General features: G+C 58.5%; 14 protein-coding genes. 7 read left to right on the forward strand and 7 right to left on the reverse strand.

Features of this window, described 5'->3' with window-relative positions; all coding sequences use genetic code 11:
- Positions 1-194 precede the first annotated feature (194 nt).
- The 6 genes from AC6I8V_RS08810 (at position 195) to spy (ending at position 7,117) form a co-directional block, all read left to right on the forward strand.
- Positions 195-1,415 (forward strand): aspartate aminotransferase family protein, encoded by a 1,221-nt coding sequence (locus AC6I8V_RS08810; RefSeq protein WP_497845490.1) that lies wholly within the window; start codon positions 195-197, stop codon positions 1,413-1,415.
- On the forward strand, positions 1,412-2,443 hold the full coding sequence (gene astA, locus AC6I8V_RS08815) for an arginine N-succinyltransferase (protein WP_497845491.1): 1,032 nt from the start codon (positions 1,412-1,414) through the stop codon (positions 2,441-2,443). The genes AC6I8V_RS08810 and astA overlap by 4 nt, the downstream gene beginning before the upstream one ends.
- On the forward strand, positions 2,440-3,909 hold the full coding sequence (astD, locus tag AC6I8V_RS08820; RefSeq protein WP_497845492.1) for a succinylglutamate-semialdehyde dehydrogenase: 1,470 nt from the start codon (positions 2,440-2,442) through the stop codon (positions 3,907-3,909). Before astA ends, astD begins: the two co-directional genes overlap by 4 nt.
- Positions 3,906-5,234, forward strand: coding sequence for an N-succinylarginine dihydrolase (gene astB, locus AC6I8V_RS08825; RefSeq protein WP_497845493.1), 1,329 nt, complete (start codon positions 3,906-3,908; stop codon positions 5,232-5,234). The genes astD and astB overlap by 4 nt, the downstream gene beginning before the upstream one ends.
- 46 nt (positions 5,235-5,280) lie before the next feature.
- A complete protein-coding gene (gene astE, locus AC6I8V_RS08830) occupies positions 5,281-6,276 on the forward strand; it encodes a succinylglutamate desuccinylase (RefSeq protein ID WP_497845494.1) in 996 nt (331 codons plus the stop codon).
- Positions 6,277-6,622: 346 nt separating this feature from the next.
- Positions 6,623-7,117, forward strand: coding sequence for an ATP-independent periplasmic protein-refolding chaperone Spy (spy, locus tag AC6I8V_RS08835; RefSeq protein WP_497845799.1), 495 nt, complete (start codon positions 6,623-6,625; stop codon positions 7,115-7,117).
- A 78-nt stretch (positions 7,118-7,195) separates the two neighbouring features.
- Here the strand turns inward: spy and cho are convergent, their stop codons facing one another.
- The 5 genes from cho to AC6I8V_RS08860 form a co-directional block, all read right to left on the reverse strand.
- Entirely contained in the window at positions 7,196-8,056 is an 861-nt protein-coding gene (cho, locus tag AC6I8V_RS08840; protein WP_497845495.1) for an excinuclease Cho, read from the reverse strand.
- Positions 8,057-8,118: 62 nt separating this feature from the next.
- Entirely contained in the window at positions 8,119-9,009 is an 891-nt protein-coding gene (gene yddG / locus AC6I8V_RS08845) for an aromatic amino acid DMT transporter YddG (protein ID WP_497845496.1), read from the reverse strand.
- Between the two features lie 65 nt (positions 9,010-9,074).
- Positions 9,075-9,902 carry an NAD(+) synthase gene (gene nadE, locus AC6I8V_RS08850; RefSeq protein ID WP_497845497.1) on the reverse strand — a complete coding sequence of 276 codons (828 nt, stop codon included), beginning with the start codon at positions 9,900-9,902 and terminating at the stop codon, positions 9,075-9,077.
- A gap of 117 nt (positions 9,903-10,019) precedes the next feature.
- On the reverse strand, positions 10,020-11,210 hold the full coding sequence (locus AC6I8V_RS08855; protein ID WP_497845498.1) for a multidrug effflux MFS transporter: 1,191 nt from the start codon (positions 11,208-11,210) through the stop codon (positions 10,020-10,022).
- Positions 11,211-11,792, reverse strand: coding sequence for a TetR/AcrR family transcriptional regulator (locus AC6I8V_RS08860; protein ID WP_497845499.1), 582 nt, complete (start codon positions 11,790-11,792; stop codon positions 11,211-11,213). It abuts the gene before it with no gap.
- A gap of 193 nt (positions 11,793-11,985) precedes the next feature.
- Here AC6I8V_RS08860 and osmE point away from each other — a divergent pair, with 193 nt between their 5' ends.
- Complete coding sequence (osmE, locus tag AC6I8V_RS08865; RefSeq protein ID WP_497845500.1) at positions 11,986-12,321, forward strand: osmotically-inducible lipoprotein OsmE; 336 nt, start codon at positions 11,986-11,988, stop codon at positions 12,319-12,321.
- 61 nt (positions 12,322-12,382) lie between these two features.
- Here the strand turns inward: osmE and AC6I8V_RS08870 are convergent, their stop codons facing one another.
- Together AC6I8V_RS08870 and AC6I8V_RS08875 are read right to left on the reverse strand one after the other, a co-directional pair.
- Positions 12,383-12,745, reverse strand: coding sequence for a DUF6515 family protein (locus tag AC6I8V_RS08870; protein WP_497845501.1), 363 nt, complete (start codon positions 12,743-12,745; stop codon positions 12,383-12,385).
- A gap of 196 nt (positions 12,746-12,941) precedes the next feature.
- Positions 12,942-14,333 carry an L-cystine transporter gene (locus tag AC6I8V_RS08875; protein WP_497845502.1) on the reverse strand — a complete coding sequence of 464 codons (1,392 nt, stop codon included), beginning with the start codon at positions 14,331-14,333 and terminating at the stop codon, positions 12,942-12,944.
- Positions 14,334-14,377: the final 44 nt, after the last annotated feature.

Below are 14,377 nucleotides of genomic sequence, written 5' to 3' on the forward strand. Positions count from 1 at the left end.
GGTTATTCACTTTTTATGCATTTATAGTGAATACAGCATGATGTTAAGTTGTTGATATTTCGTTGTTGAAATCCATTTATGCATTTTTTTCTCTGGATGGCACGGTTACTGCAATCTACAGTAGAGCTGCAACTCAACAGCTATTAACAATTTTAAAACAAAAGCTTCACTTTCCGTGGAGCGGGAGAATGGTTATGTCACTGCAGGTTTCACGTCACGATTTCGATCAATGGATGATGCCGGTTTATGCTCCAGCCGCTTTTGTGCCGGTGCGTGCCGAAGGTTCAACTCTCTGGGATCAGCAGGGTAAGGATTACATCGATTTCGCCGGGGGAATCGCCGTCAACGCCCTGGGTCATGCGCATCCGGCGCTGCAACTGGCGTTGCAGGAGCAGGCCAGCAAACTGTGGCATACCGGTAACGGTTACACCAATGAACCGATCCTGCGTCTGGCGAAACAGCTGATTGATGCCACCTTTGCCGATCGCGTGTTCTTCTGTAACTCCGGCGCTGAAGCCAACGAAGCCGCACTGAAGCTGGCGCGTAAAGTGGCGCATGATCGCTTCGGCGCGGAGAAAAATGGCATCGTCGCTTTCAATAATGCCTTTCATGGCCGCACGCTATTTACCGTGTCTGCGGGCGGTCAACCGGCCTATTCGCGTGATTTTGCTCCGCTGCCACCCGCCATCGAACACGCGCCGTTTAATGACCTGGCCGCGGCCGCAGCCTTAATTAATGACAATACCTGTGCCGTGATTGTTGAACCGATTCAGGGTGAAGGCGGCGTGCTGCCTGCCGATCCGGCGTTTCTGCGCGGCCTGCGCGCGCTGTGCGATCAGCATCACGCGGTGCTGATTTTTGATGAAGTCCAAAGTGGTGTGGGTCGTACGGGATCGTTATATGCCTATATGCATTACGGCGTGACGCCGGATGTCCTGACCACCGCGAAAGCGCTCGGCGGCGGCTTCCCGATTGGCGCCATGCTGACGCGCGAAGATCTGGCGCTGGTGATGGGCGTGGGGACACACGGCACCACCTACGGCGGCAACCCGCTGGCGGGCGCGGTCGCCGGTAAAGTGATGGAACTGATTAATCAGCCCGCCTTTATGGACGGGGTGGCCGAACGTCATCAGTGGTTTGTCGCCGCCCTGGAAGAGCTGAACCAGCGCCTGCCGCTGTTTAAGGAAATCCGCGGGCTGGGCCTGTTGATTGGCGCAGTGCTGAATGATGACTTCGCCGGTAAAGCGAAACAGTTCAACCTCGCGGCCGCAGAAGAGGGCGTGATGGTGCTGATTGCCGGTGCGAACGTGGTGCGTTTTGCCCCGGCGCTGAATATCAGCGAGCAGGAAGCGAAAGAAGGGCTGGCACGATTTGCCCGCGCCTGTGAACGTGTAATGAAAGGAACCTCATCATGATGGTGATCCGTCCCGTCGAACGTGACGATCTGGCGCAGTTGCTGTCGCTGGCGGGCAAAACCGGCGGCGGTCTGACATCGCTTCCGGTGGATAGCAATACGTTGCAGGCGCGTATTGAACGTTCACTGCTGACCTGGCAGGGCGCGTTACCGCGCGCCGAGCAAGGCTACGTTTTTGTGCTGGCCGATAGCGAAGATAATCGCGCGGTGGGGATCTGCGCGATTGAAGTGGCAGTGGGCTTGCAGGATCCCTGGTACAACTTCCGCGTAGGAACGCAGGTTCATGCGTCAAAAGAGCTGAATGTCTATGCCAGCCTGCCAACGCTGTCGCTGAGTAACGACCATACCGGCAGCAGTGAGCTGTGCACGCTGTTTCTCGATCCGGATTATCGGGATGGCAAAAATGGTCATCTGTTGTCCAAATCGCGCTTTCTGTTTATGGCGAACTTCCGCGATCGTTTTATGCGTCACGTCGTGGCTGAGATGCGCGGCGTCAGTGATGAAAACGGCCATTCGCCGTTCTGGGACAGCGTCGGCAGCCGCTTTTTCTCGATGGAATTCAGCAAAGCCGACTTCCTGAGCGGCACCGGCCAGAAAGCCTTTATTGCCGAGCTGATGCCGAAACATCCGTTGTATATCCACTATCTGACCGAAGAAGCGCAAAAGGTGATTGGGGTGGTGCACCCCAAAACGGCGCCGGCAAGGGCGGTGCTGGAAGCCGAAGGATTTCGCTACCTGAACTACGTCGACATCTTCGATGGCGGCCCGACGCTGGAGTGCGAAATCGACCGCATCCGCGCCATTCGTAAAAGTCAGCTGCTGACCGCCGAAGCCGGTGAAGCCAGCGGCGACTGGCCGCTGTGTCTGGTGGCGAACAGTGATTATCAACAGTTTCGTGTCGCGCTGCTGCCGGTGGATATCGCCTCTGGTCGCGTGCGCCTCAACGACAGCCAGCGTAGCGCATTACGCTGCGCTTATGGCGACAACCTGCGTGTGGTCACGCTGGGTCGCGAGGAGAAAAAAGCATGACGCATTTTATTAACGGTCAATGGCTGACTGGCGGCGCTGACGCTTTCAGCAAACAGAATCCCGTAAGTGGTGAGACGCTGTGGCAGGGCAAGTCGGCCTCGGCTTCCCAGGTGGCGGCTGCATGTGAAGCAGCGCGCGCCGCGTTCCCGCACTGGGCGCGCAGACCTTTTGCCGAACGTCAGGCGCTGGTTGAGGCGTTTGCCCGCCAGCTGGAAGCCAATAAAAACACGCTGGCGGAAACCATCGCCTGCGAAACCGGCAAACCGCGCTGGGAAACGCTGACCGAAGTGCAGGCGATGATCAACAAAATCGCCATTTCGGTAAAGGCCTACCACACCCGCACCGGCGAACAGGCCGAGGGTGAAAGCTCGCTGCGTCACCGTCCACACGGCGTGCTGGCGGTGTTCGGTCCCTATAACTTCCCCGGCCATCTGCCGAATGGTCATATCGTACCCGCGCTGCTGGCGGGGAACTGCGTGGTGTTTAAACCGAGTGAGCTGACGCCGATGACGGCGGAAAAAACCGTGCAGCTGTGGCAAAAAGCCGGGCTGCCTGCCGGGGTGCTCGGACTGGTGCAGGGCGGGCGCGACACCGGCCAGGCGCTGGCGGCGGAGAGCCAGATTGATGGCCTGCTGTTTACCGGCAGCGCCGCCACCGGCTATCACCTGCATCGTCAGTTCGCCGGTCAGCCGGAAAAAATGCTGGCGCTGGAGATGGGCGGCAACAATGCGCTGATCGTTGAAGACCCGTCAGATATCGATGGCGCGGTGCATATCGCCATTCAGTCGGCGTTTATTACCGCCGGACAGCGCTGCACCTGCGCCCGCCGTTTGCTGGTGAAGCGGGGAGCGGCGGGTGATGCGTTCCTGCAACGGCTGGTGCAGGTGAGCGCGCGTCTGCGTCCTGACGCCTGGAATGCCGAACCGCAACCGTTTATGGGCAGCGTCATCTCTCCGCAGGCCGCCGGACAGATTTTTGCCGCCTGGCAACAACGCGTGGATATGGGCGGCAAGGTGTTGCTGGGGATGCACTGGCCGGATCGCGACAGCGCCATCATCACGCCGGGTATTATTGATGTCACCGATCTCCGGTCGCTGCCGGATGACGAGGTGTTTGGGCCGCTGTTGCAGGTGGTGCGCTACGACAGCTTTGAGCAGGCGATTCGTATCGCGAACCAGACGCGTTACGGTCTCTCCTGTGGACTGATTTCGCCGCAGCGTGAACAGTTCGATCAACTGCTGCTGGAGGCGCGTGCCGGTATCGTTAACTGGAACAAACCGCTGACCGGTGCGGCCAGTTCGGCCCCGTTTGGTGGCATTGGTGCCTCCGGCAACCACCGCGCCAGCGCCTGGTACGCGGCGGATTACTGCGCCTGGCCGATGGCCTCGCTGGAAAGTCCCAGCCTTAACCTGCCGGGCGCCTTATCGCCCGGCCTCGATTTCTCAGCGCCGGGAGCCGCAGAATGAAAGCGTTCGAAGCCAACTTTGATGGGTTAGTCGGCCTGACGCACCATTACGCCGGATTGTCGTTTGGTAATGAAGCCTCGACGCGCAATCAGTTGCAACCGTCAAATCCACGCCTCGCGGCGAAGCAGGGGCTGCTGAAGATGAAGGCGCTGGCGGATATGGGCTACGTGCAGGGGGTGATCCCGCCGCATGAACGTCCCAATCTGCCGCTGCTGCGCCAGCTGGGGTTTAGCGGCAGCGATGAACAGGTGCTGGCAAAGGCGGCGCAGCAGGCGCCGCAGCTGCTGTCGGCCGCCAGTTCCGCGTCGGCGATGTGGGTGGCAAACGCCGCAACGGTTTCGCCGTCAGCCGATAGCGCCGATGGTCGCGTGCATTTCACCGTCGCCAACCTGAATAACAAATTCCATCGCGCGATCGAAGCGCCAGAAACCGCCGATCTGTTGCGCGCTATCTTTCGCAACCCGCAACACTTCAGCGTGCACGATGCGTTGCCGCAGGTGGCGCTGTTTGGTGATGAGGGCGCCGCGAATCATAACCGCTTTGGTGCGGATTACGGTGATGCTGGCGTGCAGCTATTTATTTATGGCCGCGACGGTCAGCAGCAGGGCGCCGCACCGGCGCGCTATCCGGCACGCCAGACGCGTGAAGCCAGTGAAGCGGTAGCGCGTCTGCATCAGCTCAATAGCGAACGTACGGTTTTCGCACAGCAAAACCCGCAGGTGATCGATCAGGGCGTGTTTCATAACGATGTGATCGCCGTCAGCAACCAGCAGGTGCTGTTCTGCCATGAAGAGGCCTTTGTGCAGCAAGCGCAGCTGCTGGCCGATTTACAGGCGCGGGTACCCGGTTTCTGTGCCATTGAAGTACCGCGCGATCGGGTATCGGTGGCTGATGCGGTCAGCACTTATCTGTTCAACAGCCAGCTGTTGCAGCGGGCCGATGGCGGCATGTTGCTGGTGCTGCCGGAGGAGTCGCGTCAGCATAGCGGCGTATGGCGCTATCTCACCGAACTGGTGGAGAGCGGCGGCCCGATTCGTGAGCTGAAAGTGTTCGACTTGCGGGAAAGTATGTGCAACGGTGGGGGACCCGCCTGCCTGCGCCTGCGCGTGGTGCTGACCGAGGCGGAACGGCAGGCACTCAACCCAGCGGTACTGATGAACGATCGCCTGTTTGCCACACTGAATGGCTGGGTCGATCGTCACTATCGCGATCGCTTAACTCAGGCGGATTTGGCGGATCCCCAACTGCTGCGTGAAGGACGCACCGCGCTGGATGAACTGACACAGCTGCTAGACTTAGGCAGTGTCTACGCATTTCAGCGTTAACGCCGGGGGCGACCACGTCGCCCTTTGTTCTATGTAAGGAGAGAGGATGCAGGACTTTTTACAGCAAACATTGTCCGGCCGGGTGCCGCATGAGCGTCAGGGAGAGAATGCCCATCTGAGCTGGCAGTGGCTTGATGAGGGCATTCTGTGCTTAACCCCGCACGCGCCGACGCCCCAGGCGCTGGTGTTATCGGCGGGTCTTCACGGCAACGAAACGGCGCCGGTGGAGATACTTAACCTGTTGCTGACGCCGTTGCTGCGCGGCGAAAAGCCGCTGGCGGTGCGACTGCTGGTGCTGCTGGGCAACCCGCAGGCGCTGCGCCAGGGTAAGCGTTATCAGCAATATGATATCAACCGGCTGTTCGGTGGCCGCTGGCAACAGGTGTCGGATGTCCCCGAGGCGCGGCGAGCGTTGCGGCTGGAGCAGGCGGTGGAAACCTTCTGGCAGGCGTGCAATGGCAGTGATAAGCGCTGGCATCTGGATCTGCATACCGCGATTCGCGGCTCTTATCATGCGCGTTTCGGCGTAATGCCGCTGAACACACGCCCCTGGCCGGAGGACTTTATGCACTGGCTGGCGGCAGCGGGTCTGGAGGCGCTGGTGTTCCACCGCTCGCCGGGCGGCACCTTTACGCACTTCAGCTGTGAGCATTACGGCGCAGCCAGCTGCACGCTGGAACTGGGCAAGGCGCTGCCGTTTGGCGAGAACGATCTGACCCAATTCAGCGCGGCGCATCAGGCGCTGGCGGCGCTGCTGTACGGCGAACCGCTGCCCGACGTTGAGGTGGCTCCGCGCCATTATCGCGTGGCGCAGCAAATTACCCGTCATGGTGAAGACTTTGTGCTGCACATGGGACCGGAAACCCTCAACTTTACCGCGTTTCCCCACGGCACCCTGCTGGCGGAGGAGGGTGAAACCCGTTATTACGTGCAGCAGGCGCGTGAATATGTGCTGTTTCCTAATCCAAACGTGGCGCCAGGTTTACGTGCTGGCTTGATGCTGGTGGAAGAGAACGAACAGACTCAGGCGTTGAGTTTGTAGCGACGCAATTCATCGCACGCCGTTAGCGGCAAGGGCATGTTCTGTCAGACTCACGCGATAAATCGCGCCGCGACAGAATGTGCCTTATCCCACCACGACCTTCTTTCGTTTTGCCGACAAAACCGTTACACTCCTCCTTAATTCCTGCGTTTTTCCCTTTATTGTCATACTCTTTTGCAATTCTTCACGCATATCTTCTCATTCTCTTCATGATTGACTGATTTCTGTCTTTTATGCTTTCAGGGCTTTACTCAGACTCTGAGTAGTTGACGTTCAGCGTCGTATGCTTGTTTCCGAAGACGCGACACAGGCTGTCGTCATGAAACTGAAAAGTAAGGACAATATTATGCGTAAACTGACTTCCCTCTTTCTGGCTACCGCGATGGCTCTCGGTGCTGCCAATATCGTCCATGCTGCGGCAGACAACCTGACGCCGCCGCCGGCCGGCAGTGAGAAACCAATGCATAAGCCGCCGATGCACCACGGCATGAACATGATGTTCAAAGGTCTGAACCTGACCGACGCCCAGAAAAAACAAATGCATGACATCATGCGTGAAAGCCACAAGGACTTTAAACGTCCTTCGCTGGAAGAGCGTCGTGCCAACCACGCCATCATTGCTTCTGACAGCTTCGACCGTGCCAAAGCCGAAGCTCAGGCAGAGAAAATGACTGCCAATGCAAAAGATCGCGCCGTTGCGATGATGGAAACCCAGAACAAACTCTATAACGTGTTGACTCCTGTGCAGAAAAAACAGTTCAACGCGAATTTTGAGAAACGTCTGACAGAGAAACGCCCGCATGACGGTAAAATGCCGCCACCGCCGGCAGATGGTGAATAAGCCATAAGCCTAACGGTTTGAGACCGCCGACGTTGTCCATTGCACGCTGTGCTTTGGGCAGCGTCGGCGGTTTTGTTTCTACAGCACGATCAACGGGAATTCACCCGACAATAACGGGCGACAGAGAATTTTATAGCCATCGTGATCAAAGCCCTGCGGCGCCCGCTGCAATTGACGCGCTTCCGCCTCGCTAGTGACCGAACCCAGCCAGAACCAGTGATCGATGACGTGAATCTGCGTCATGCTGGCCCCGCGCTCCACCATGCCAACGGCTCCCTGCCACGGCCAGCATATGACGCGCAAATCCTCCAGCGCGGCGCGCAGACGTTGTTGATGCGCGCTAACCGGCTCGTTGCCGCAGCAGGCTCCGGCACAACGCTTCAGCGCGGCACGAAAGCAGCCGCGCCCGGCGCGTAAACTCTCCAGACCCAGCAAACCGTGGCACAGACGTTGCTCATCAGCGATGTTTTTCAGCTTTTCCAGCGCGGCATGGCGGCTGCGAAATAAACCGTACAGATTGGGCGAGCTGGAGAAATCGAGATCGCGCGCATACACCACCTGCGGCGCGTCATCGTTCAGTTGCAGCGAACAAAGCTGACGGTTTTTACGCAGGCGTTTATTGAACAGTGGCTGCTGAGTTTTGATCATCTGCGCTTCCAGCAGCTGCGCACCGACATCGCCCGCTGTCGGGATCCAGCTGACGCGCCGCGCCTGGCGCAACATGCTGGCTTCCTCAGCGGTGCGGAAATGGGACATGACGCGACTGCGCAGATTGACGCTTTTGCCGATATACAATGGCAGGCTGTCGCTTTCGCCGTGGAAAACATACACGCCGGGCTGGCTGGGCAGGCCTTCCAGCCACTGGCGCAGATGGTCGGGATATTGGTAAATGGCGGCCGCATCAAATTCGAGGCGGTAGCTTGTGGCTCGTCTGACCAAGGATCACTCCGGTTACTGGTTGTGCATCCAGTATATCAGCGTGACCATTTTATCGCCAGCCGCTACAGACGGCGGGTCGCCAGCCAGCAGATGAGCGATCCCAGCGTGATCATCAGCACCCCCTGCCAGAATGCCAGCGGCGGCGTCAGGCCAAGCCACAGCGATGCGAGCAGCGCCGACAGTACCGGCGTGAAATACGAGGCCGTCGCCAGCAGCGTCAGGTTGCCGTGCTGGATGCCATGATTCCATGCAGAGTAGGCCAGCGCGGTTGAGACGCCCATAAACAACACTTCCAGTGCCGGGACCAGGCTGAAATGCAGCGAGCTGAATGGCTCCGTCAGCGCAAATTTGATCCACAGCGCCAGCGCGGTGATCACAAAGAACAGGTTGACCCCGCTTTTGCCATTGGCAAAACGCCGCGTCACGTTGTTGTACAGGCCCCAGGCGAACGCGGCGATAAACGCCAGTCCGTAGGCCAGCGGATTGCTCAGCAGGTTCTGACCGAGCTGGGACAGCGAGCTGCCGCCCCGACTCTGCAACACCCACATAATCCCCGCCAGCGACAGCAGCAGGCCCGGCCACAGCCACAGACGAAAACGCTGCTGGTTGAGCGGGATGGCAAACAGGATGGTGAGGCAAGGCCACAGGTAGTTGATCATGCCCAGCTCCAGCGACTGTGCACGATCCCGTGCCAGACCAATCGCCAGCGCCAGACAGATTTCATAGCCGACAAACAACAGGCCGCCGCCCCACAGATAGCGCGCGGGCAGCTGGCGGACATCGGGCACGCCGCGCGTCAGGCAGAGCAATAACGCCGTGGTGGTGTAAATCAGGGCTGCGCCGCCGGTGGCGCCAAAGGCTTCGCTGACGCTGCGCAACAGGCCAACGGTGGTGCTCCAGAGTAAAATAGCGCTCAGACCGATCAGGGTCGCACGCGGTAAATGTGCAGGCATAGAAAAGGTTCAAATAGGGCGAAGAAGGGCGTTTTCCGTGTGGAGCAGGAAAACGCCGGGCGGGGTTATTTTTTCCAGAAATCGTCGAACACGGTGATCGGCGGGCGACGTTTATGTTCGGTTTTCAGATACCAGCCTTCGATGATTTTGGCCGAGGCCGCATCGATGGTTTTGCCTTCGAGGTAAGCGTCAATCAGCTGATAGGTCACGCCGAGCGCCACTTCATCCTGCAAACCCGGACGGTCGTCTTCGAGATCGGCGGTCGGGTGCTTCAGATAAAGATGCTCCGGGCAGCCCAGCAGTTTCAGCAGCTGTTTACCCTGGCCTTTGTTCAGACGGAAAATGGGGTTGATGTCGCTGCCGCCATCGCCATATTTGGTGAAGAAGCCGGTCACCGCTTCCGCCGCATGGTCCGTACCCACCACGACGCCTTTGGTCATACCGGCAATGCTGTACTGCGCCTTCATACGCTCACGCGCTTTCTCATTGCCGCGAATGTAGTCAGACAAGCTCACACCCGCGTCGAGCAGGGCGCGCTCACTCGCCAGCACCGCTTCTTTGATGTTAACCACCAGCGAACGGTCGGGCTGGATAAACGCCAGCGCATCCTGACAATCCTGCTCATCCGCCTGCACGCCATACGGCAGACGCACAGCGATAAAGGTGTAGTCGTTATCACCGGTCTCTTCGCGCAGTTCGCGAATCGCGGTTTGCGACAAAATACCGGTCAGGGTGGAATCCTGGCCCCCGCTGATGCCCAGCACCAGGGTCTTAATGCCTGGGTTGGCCTTCAGATAGGATTTTAAAAAATCAACGCTGACGCGAATTTCCTGCTGGGGGTCGATGACGGGCTTAACGCCAAGGGCTTCAATGATTTCCTGCTGCAGTGACATGAACCTCTCCTCAAGTCAGTTGCCGGACGGCACAATGCGGATCATTCCCTAAAGCTAACGCGGCTGGCCCAAAACAACAAGCCGCATGGCTTGTTGTCCGGGTTATTTGTTGGCAAATCAGGCGCTTTTCGGCTTCTTCGTCAGCGCAATGAACATCACAATCGCCAGCATAAAGCAGCCGAAGATGGTGCCGGTCATGCTGATCACCGAGGTGCCGCCGAGGCCCGTCACCGGTACGCTGATAGCGCCCAGGGTGAACATGGTAACGCCAATTACCGCCGAGGCGCTGCCCGCGCGATGGCCCTGGCTCTGCATCGCCAGTGACGACGCGGTGGTGGCGATCACCCCGTTGCTGGCGATGGTGAAGAACAGCGCCACGAGGATCACTGGCAATGCCGCACCGCTGATCCCGGCCAACAGCAGGCAGGTGGAGGCGATAAATGCCAGCGTCAGGCCGCCTTTCAGCACGCGATATTCACCCCACAGTGGGCACAGACGTGCGCTGGTTTGTGACGCGATAATCAGACCCACGCCGTTGACCGCAAAGCAGAAGCTGAACGCCTGCGGCGACAGGCCGTAAATCTGTTGCAGCACAAAAGGGGATGCGCCGATGTAGGCGAACATGCCAGACATCATAAAGCCCTGGGTTAAGCAAAAACCCATAAACGGACGGTGGGTGACCACCTGGCCGAGCGCCGCCCAGGCCGAGAATATCGAACCCTGGCTGCGTCGCTCTGACGGCAGGGTTTCATGCAATTTCCAGCGCGCGAGGAAGATCAGCAGAATGGCCACGCAGCCGAGCACCACAAAAATGCCGCGCCAGCTCAGTACTGTCATCAATACGCCGCCCAGCACCGGTGCGGCAATCGGGGCGAGACCGTTAACCAGCATCAGCAGGGCAAAAAAGCGCGTCAGCTCATGACCGCTATACATATCACGCGCCACGGCACGCGACAGCACGGCGCCGCCGGCACCGGCTAATCCTTCGAACAGACGCGCCACCAGCAGCTGGTTGATATCTTTTGCCAGCGCGCAGCCAATCGAGGCGATAAACAGCAGCACCAGCGAGAGCAGCAGCGGGCGCAGGCGGCCAAATTTGTCGCTCATTGGCCCAAACAGCAGCTGGCCGGCGCCGAGGCCCAGCAGGCCAGCGGTCAGACTCAGCTGTGCGGTAGCGGTTTCGGTGTGCAGGTCGCCCGCCAGCTCCGGCAGGGCGGGAAGGTAAAGATCGATACAAAGTGGTCCAAGTGCAGCGAGCAAACCAAGGGTGATGGCATAAACCAGGCGATTAGAATGTGCAGGTGTCATTTATCCTCTGTCTTTAATTAGGTGTGAAATCAGGTTCTGATAAAGGTGTTGCAGGGTCACCGCTGACGCTTTCTGTGGCGTCAGTCGGCGCAGGGCGGTGCCATCAAATAGCACCGCCAGGACTTCGACGCAGGCATTGACCTGATCGTCGTTGAGTTCGGGGTGGCTGGCGCTCACTTTCTCACGGGCGTGACAAAACATGCGGGCATCGGCGGCTTCCAGCATTGCGGCCACCCGGGGATTACGGCCCGCTTCCGCCGCGACATCCAGCATCAGCAGCTCATCTTCAGGATTGAGGCTTTCGCGCCAGGCAAGGGTGGCGGCGATATGATCGCTATCGACCCGATCGCGCATCGCGGCGACGCGTGCATCAACAATGCGTTTCACCATCTCTTCAATGATGGCGTCTTTGCTGGGGAAATAACGGTAGATTTGTCCAACGCTGAGATTGGCCGCAGAGGCCAGCCGCGCCATGCTGGCGACATGGAAGCCCTCACGGCGGAAACATTCGCGCGCGGCGCGGATAATTTCGTTCTGCCGCAGACGGTGGCGTTCGTCTTTATTGTCGTGTTGTCTGGTCATAACCGCCCTGAAAATAGTTTTGAGAGTGCTTATTCTCGTCGGGGGATTATACGGAGGCGCGCCGGTAAGCACAGACACTTTTACGCAATCCTGACGCTTCAGAAATGACTGATTGCGAGTCCATAAAGTTGATAAATCGGGAAATATGTTCCAGGCTTAGCCTTACATGGACAAAACAATGAGGAACAACAAGATGAATAAAGTGCTGGGATGTATCGCTGCCGCGCTCACGCTGGCGGCACTCTCTGGTTGTACGGCTTACGATCGCGCGGAGAGCATCGTGACTAAGCCGGTGGTGAAGGATGTGAAAAAAGGGATGACCCGTGAGCAGGTGCGCCAGATTGCGGGGCCGGCGTCTACCGAGATCACCATGGTACATGCCCGTGGTACTTGTCAGACTTATGTGCTGGGCGAACGTGATGGTAAGCCACAAACCTATTTCGTCAGCTTTAACGATACCGGTCGCGTAATGAACTACGGTTTCCAGAGCTGTAAAGATTACGACACCGATCCGCAAGCCGCGCAGTAAGCGCAGCAGAATAGTAAACGGCCCGTCAGTTGAACTGACGGGCCGTTTTGCATTGGGGGGCTTATAAACCGTAGGGGCGCGGCACTTCGGTGTAGCTGCCGTTAATATCGCGCTGGTAGTAGTGACCTTCCTGCACGTAATAACGTCTGCCATTGAAGTCGAGCACCCGCATACCGACTTCCGGCGCTGACTGAGGCGGTTCCACCACTACGTAGGTATCACCCTGACGCTGGTAGTAGCTACCGTTAAGCAGATAGTACGTCAGACCGCCAATCAACACCGCAGTGGCGGCATCGGGCAGGAAGTGCATAGGGCCGGGTCCACCCCAGTGTGGTCCTGGACCGCCGGGTCCCCAGGGATGGGCAAAAGCGATGGCTGGTGTTAATAAGGTTAACGCCAGCACGGAGGCGATAACTTTCTTCATGGTATTTCTCCTGCTGTGACTGGTAGCAGGATTGGCCTTTCAGCAGGAAAAGACAAGAGAAAAGCGCTTGGTTTTTCCTCTATTTACCATGCTTAACACTTTCCTGACGCTTGCGCCATGATTGGTACGGATTGGGGAGGAAAGCAGGGACGATGATTGACCCGGTGCGTGTTGATACGCACCGGGCCACAGGAGATTAACGATGCGCCAGCTCAGCGTGATCGTCACTTTCCAGCACTTTGCGGTCGGTCAAACCGAGCCAGCGGCTGGTAAGGGAACCGGCGGTCATTGCGCCATTGACGTTCAGCGCGGTACGGCCCATATCGATCAGCGGCTCGATGGAGATCAGCAGCGCAACCAGCGTGACCGGCAGGCCCATGGCAGGCAGCACGATCAGGGCGGCAAAGGTGGCTCCGCCGCCCACACCGGCGACACCGGCCGAGCTGAGGGTGACGATGCCCACCAGCGTGGCAATCCACAGCGGGTCAAACGGGTTGATCCCCACGGTAGGCGCAACCATCACGGCCAGCATGGTCGGATAGAGACCGGCACAGCCATTCTGGCCGATAGTGGCACCGAATGAGGCGGAGAAACTGGCGATGGACTCCGGCACGCCGAGGCGGCGGGTTTGCGTTTCCACGTTCAGCGGGATGCTGGCGGCGCTGGAGCGGCTGGTAAAGGCAAAGGTAATCACCGGCCAGACTTTGCGGAAGAAACGCAGCGGGTTGATACCGTTAACCGACAGCAGCAGCGCGTGTACGCCAAACATAATGGCGAGGCCGAGATAAGAGGCCAGCACAAAACCGCCGAGCTTGATGATGTCCTGTAGGTTAGAACCGGCCACCACTTTGGTCATCAGCGCCAGCACCCCGTAAGGCGTCAGCTTCATGATCAGACGTACCAGCTTCATTACCCAGGATTGCAGGGTATCAATCGCCACCAATACGCGTTCACCTTTCACCTTGTCATCTTTCAACAGTTGCAGTGCGGCCACACCGAGGAAGGCGGCGAAAATCACCACGCTGATGATGGATGTCGGGCTGGCACCGGTGAGGTCAGCAAACGGATTTTTCGGGATAAACGACAGCAGCAGTTGCGGCACGGTGAGGTCGGCGACTTTACCGATGTAGTTGCTCTGAATCGCATTCAGACGCGCCGTTTCCTGGGCGCCCTGTACCAGGCCGTCAGCACTGAGGCCAAACAGACCGGTCACCAGCACGCCCACCAGCGCCGCAATCGCGGTGGTAAACAGCAACACGCCAATGGTCAGCACGCTGATTTTGCCCAGCGAAGAAGCATTGTGCAGACGCGCCACGGCGCTGAGGATCGAGGCGAATACCAGCGGCATCACGATCATTTGCAGCAGCTGCACATAACCATTGCCGACGATGTTGAACCAGCCTATCGAGGCTTTGACCACCGGGCTGTTTTCGCCATAAATAGTTTGCAGCGCCAGACCGAACAGCACGCCGAACACCAGTCCGGTCAGTACGCGCTTCGACAGGCTCCAGCGATCGCTACCGATGCGCGCCAGCACAATCAGCAGCGCGACAAACACCACGAGATTAATTATCAGGGGAAAATCCATGCTCTACTCCAGAGATTTGCCACGCCTGCCCATGTCAGGCGCGG

The organism is Pantoea sp. X-Soil-TKNS-1207, assembly GCF_059730485.1.

What these genes read in the sequence shown, in the direction of transcription:
- spy (WP_497845799.1), top strand. Translation starts at nt 6,623, where the DNA reads ATGCGTAAACTGACTTCCCTCTTTCTGGCTACCGCGATGGCTCTCGGT.
- astB (WP_497845493.1), top strand. Translation starts at nt 3,906, where the DNA reads ATGAAAGCGTTCGAAGCCAACTTTGATGGGTTAGTCGGCCTGACGCAC.
- astA (WP_497845491.1), top strand. Translation starts at nt 1,412, where the DNA reads ATGATGGTGATCCGTCCCGTCGAACGTGACGATCTGGCGCAGTTGCTG.
- yddG (WP_497845496.1), bottom strand. Translation starts at nt 9,009, where the DNA reads ATGCCTGCACATTTACCGCGTGCGACCCTGATCGGTCTGAGCGCTATT.
- AC6I8V_RS08855 (WP_497845498.1), bottom strand. Translation starts at nt 11,210, where the DNA reads ATGACACCTGCACATTCTAATCGCCTGGTTTATGCCATCACCCTTGGT.
- AC6I8V_RS08870 (WP_497845501.1), bottom strand. Translation starts at nt 12,745, where the DNA reads ATGAAGAAAGTTATCGCCTCCGTGCTGGCGTTAACCTTATTAACACCA.
- astD (WP_497845492.1), top strand. Translation starts at nt 2,440, where the DNA reads ATGACGCATTTTATTAACGGTCAATGGCTGACTGGCGGCGCTGACGCT.
- AC6I8V_RS08875 (WP_497845502.1), bottom strand. Translation starts at nt 14,333, where the DNA reads ATGGATTTTCCCCTGATAATTAATCTCGTGGTGTTTGTCGCGCTGCTG.
- astE (WP_497845494.1), top strand. Translation starts at nt 5,281, where the DNA reads ATGCAGGACTTTTTACAGCAAACATTGTCCGGCCGGGTGCCGCATGAG.
- osmE (WP_497845500.1), top strand. Translation starts at nt 11,986, where the DNA reads ATGAATAAAGTGCTGGGATGTATCGCTGCCGCGCTCACGCTGGCGGCA.
- AC6I8V_RS08810 (WP_497845490.1), top strand. Translation starts at nt 195, where the DNA reads ATGTCACTGCAGGTTTCACGTCACGATTTCGATCAATGGATGATGCCG.
- AC6I8V_RS08860 (WP_497845499.1), bottom strand. Translation starts at nt 11,792, where the DNA reads ATGACCAGACAACACGACAATAAAGACGAACGCCACCGTCTGCGGCAG.
- nadE (WP_497845497.1), bottom strand. Translation starts at nt 9,902, where the DNA reads ATGTCACTGCAGCAGGAAATCATTGAAGCCCTTGGCGTTAAGCCCGTC.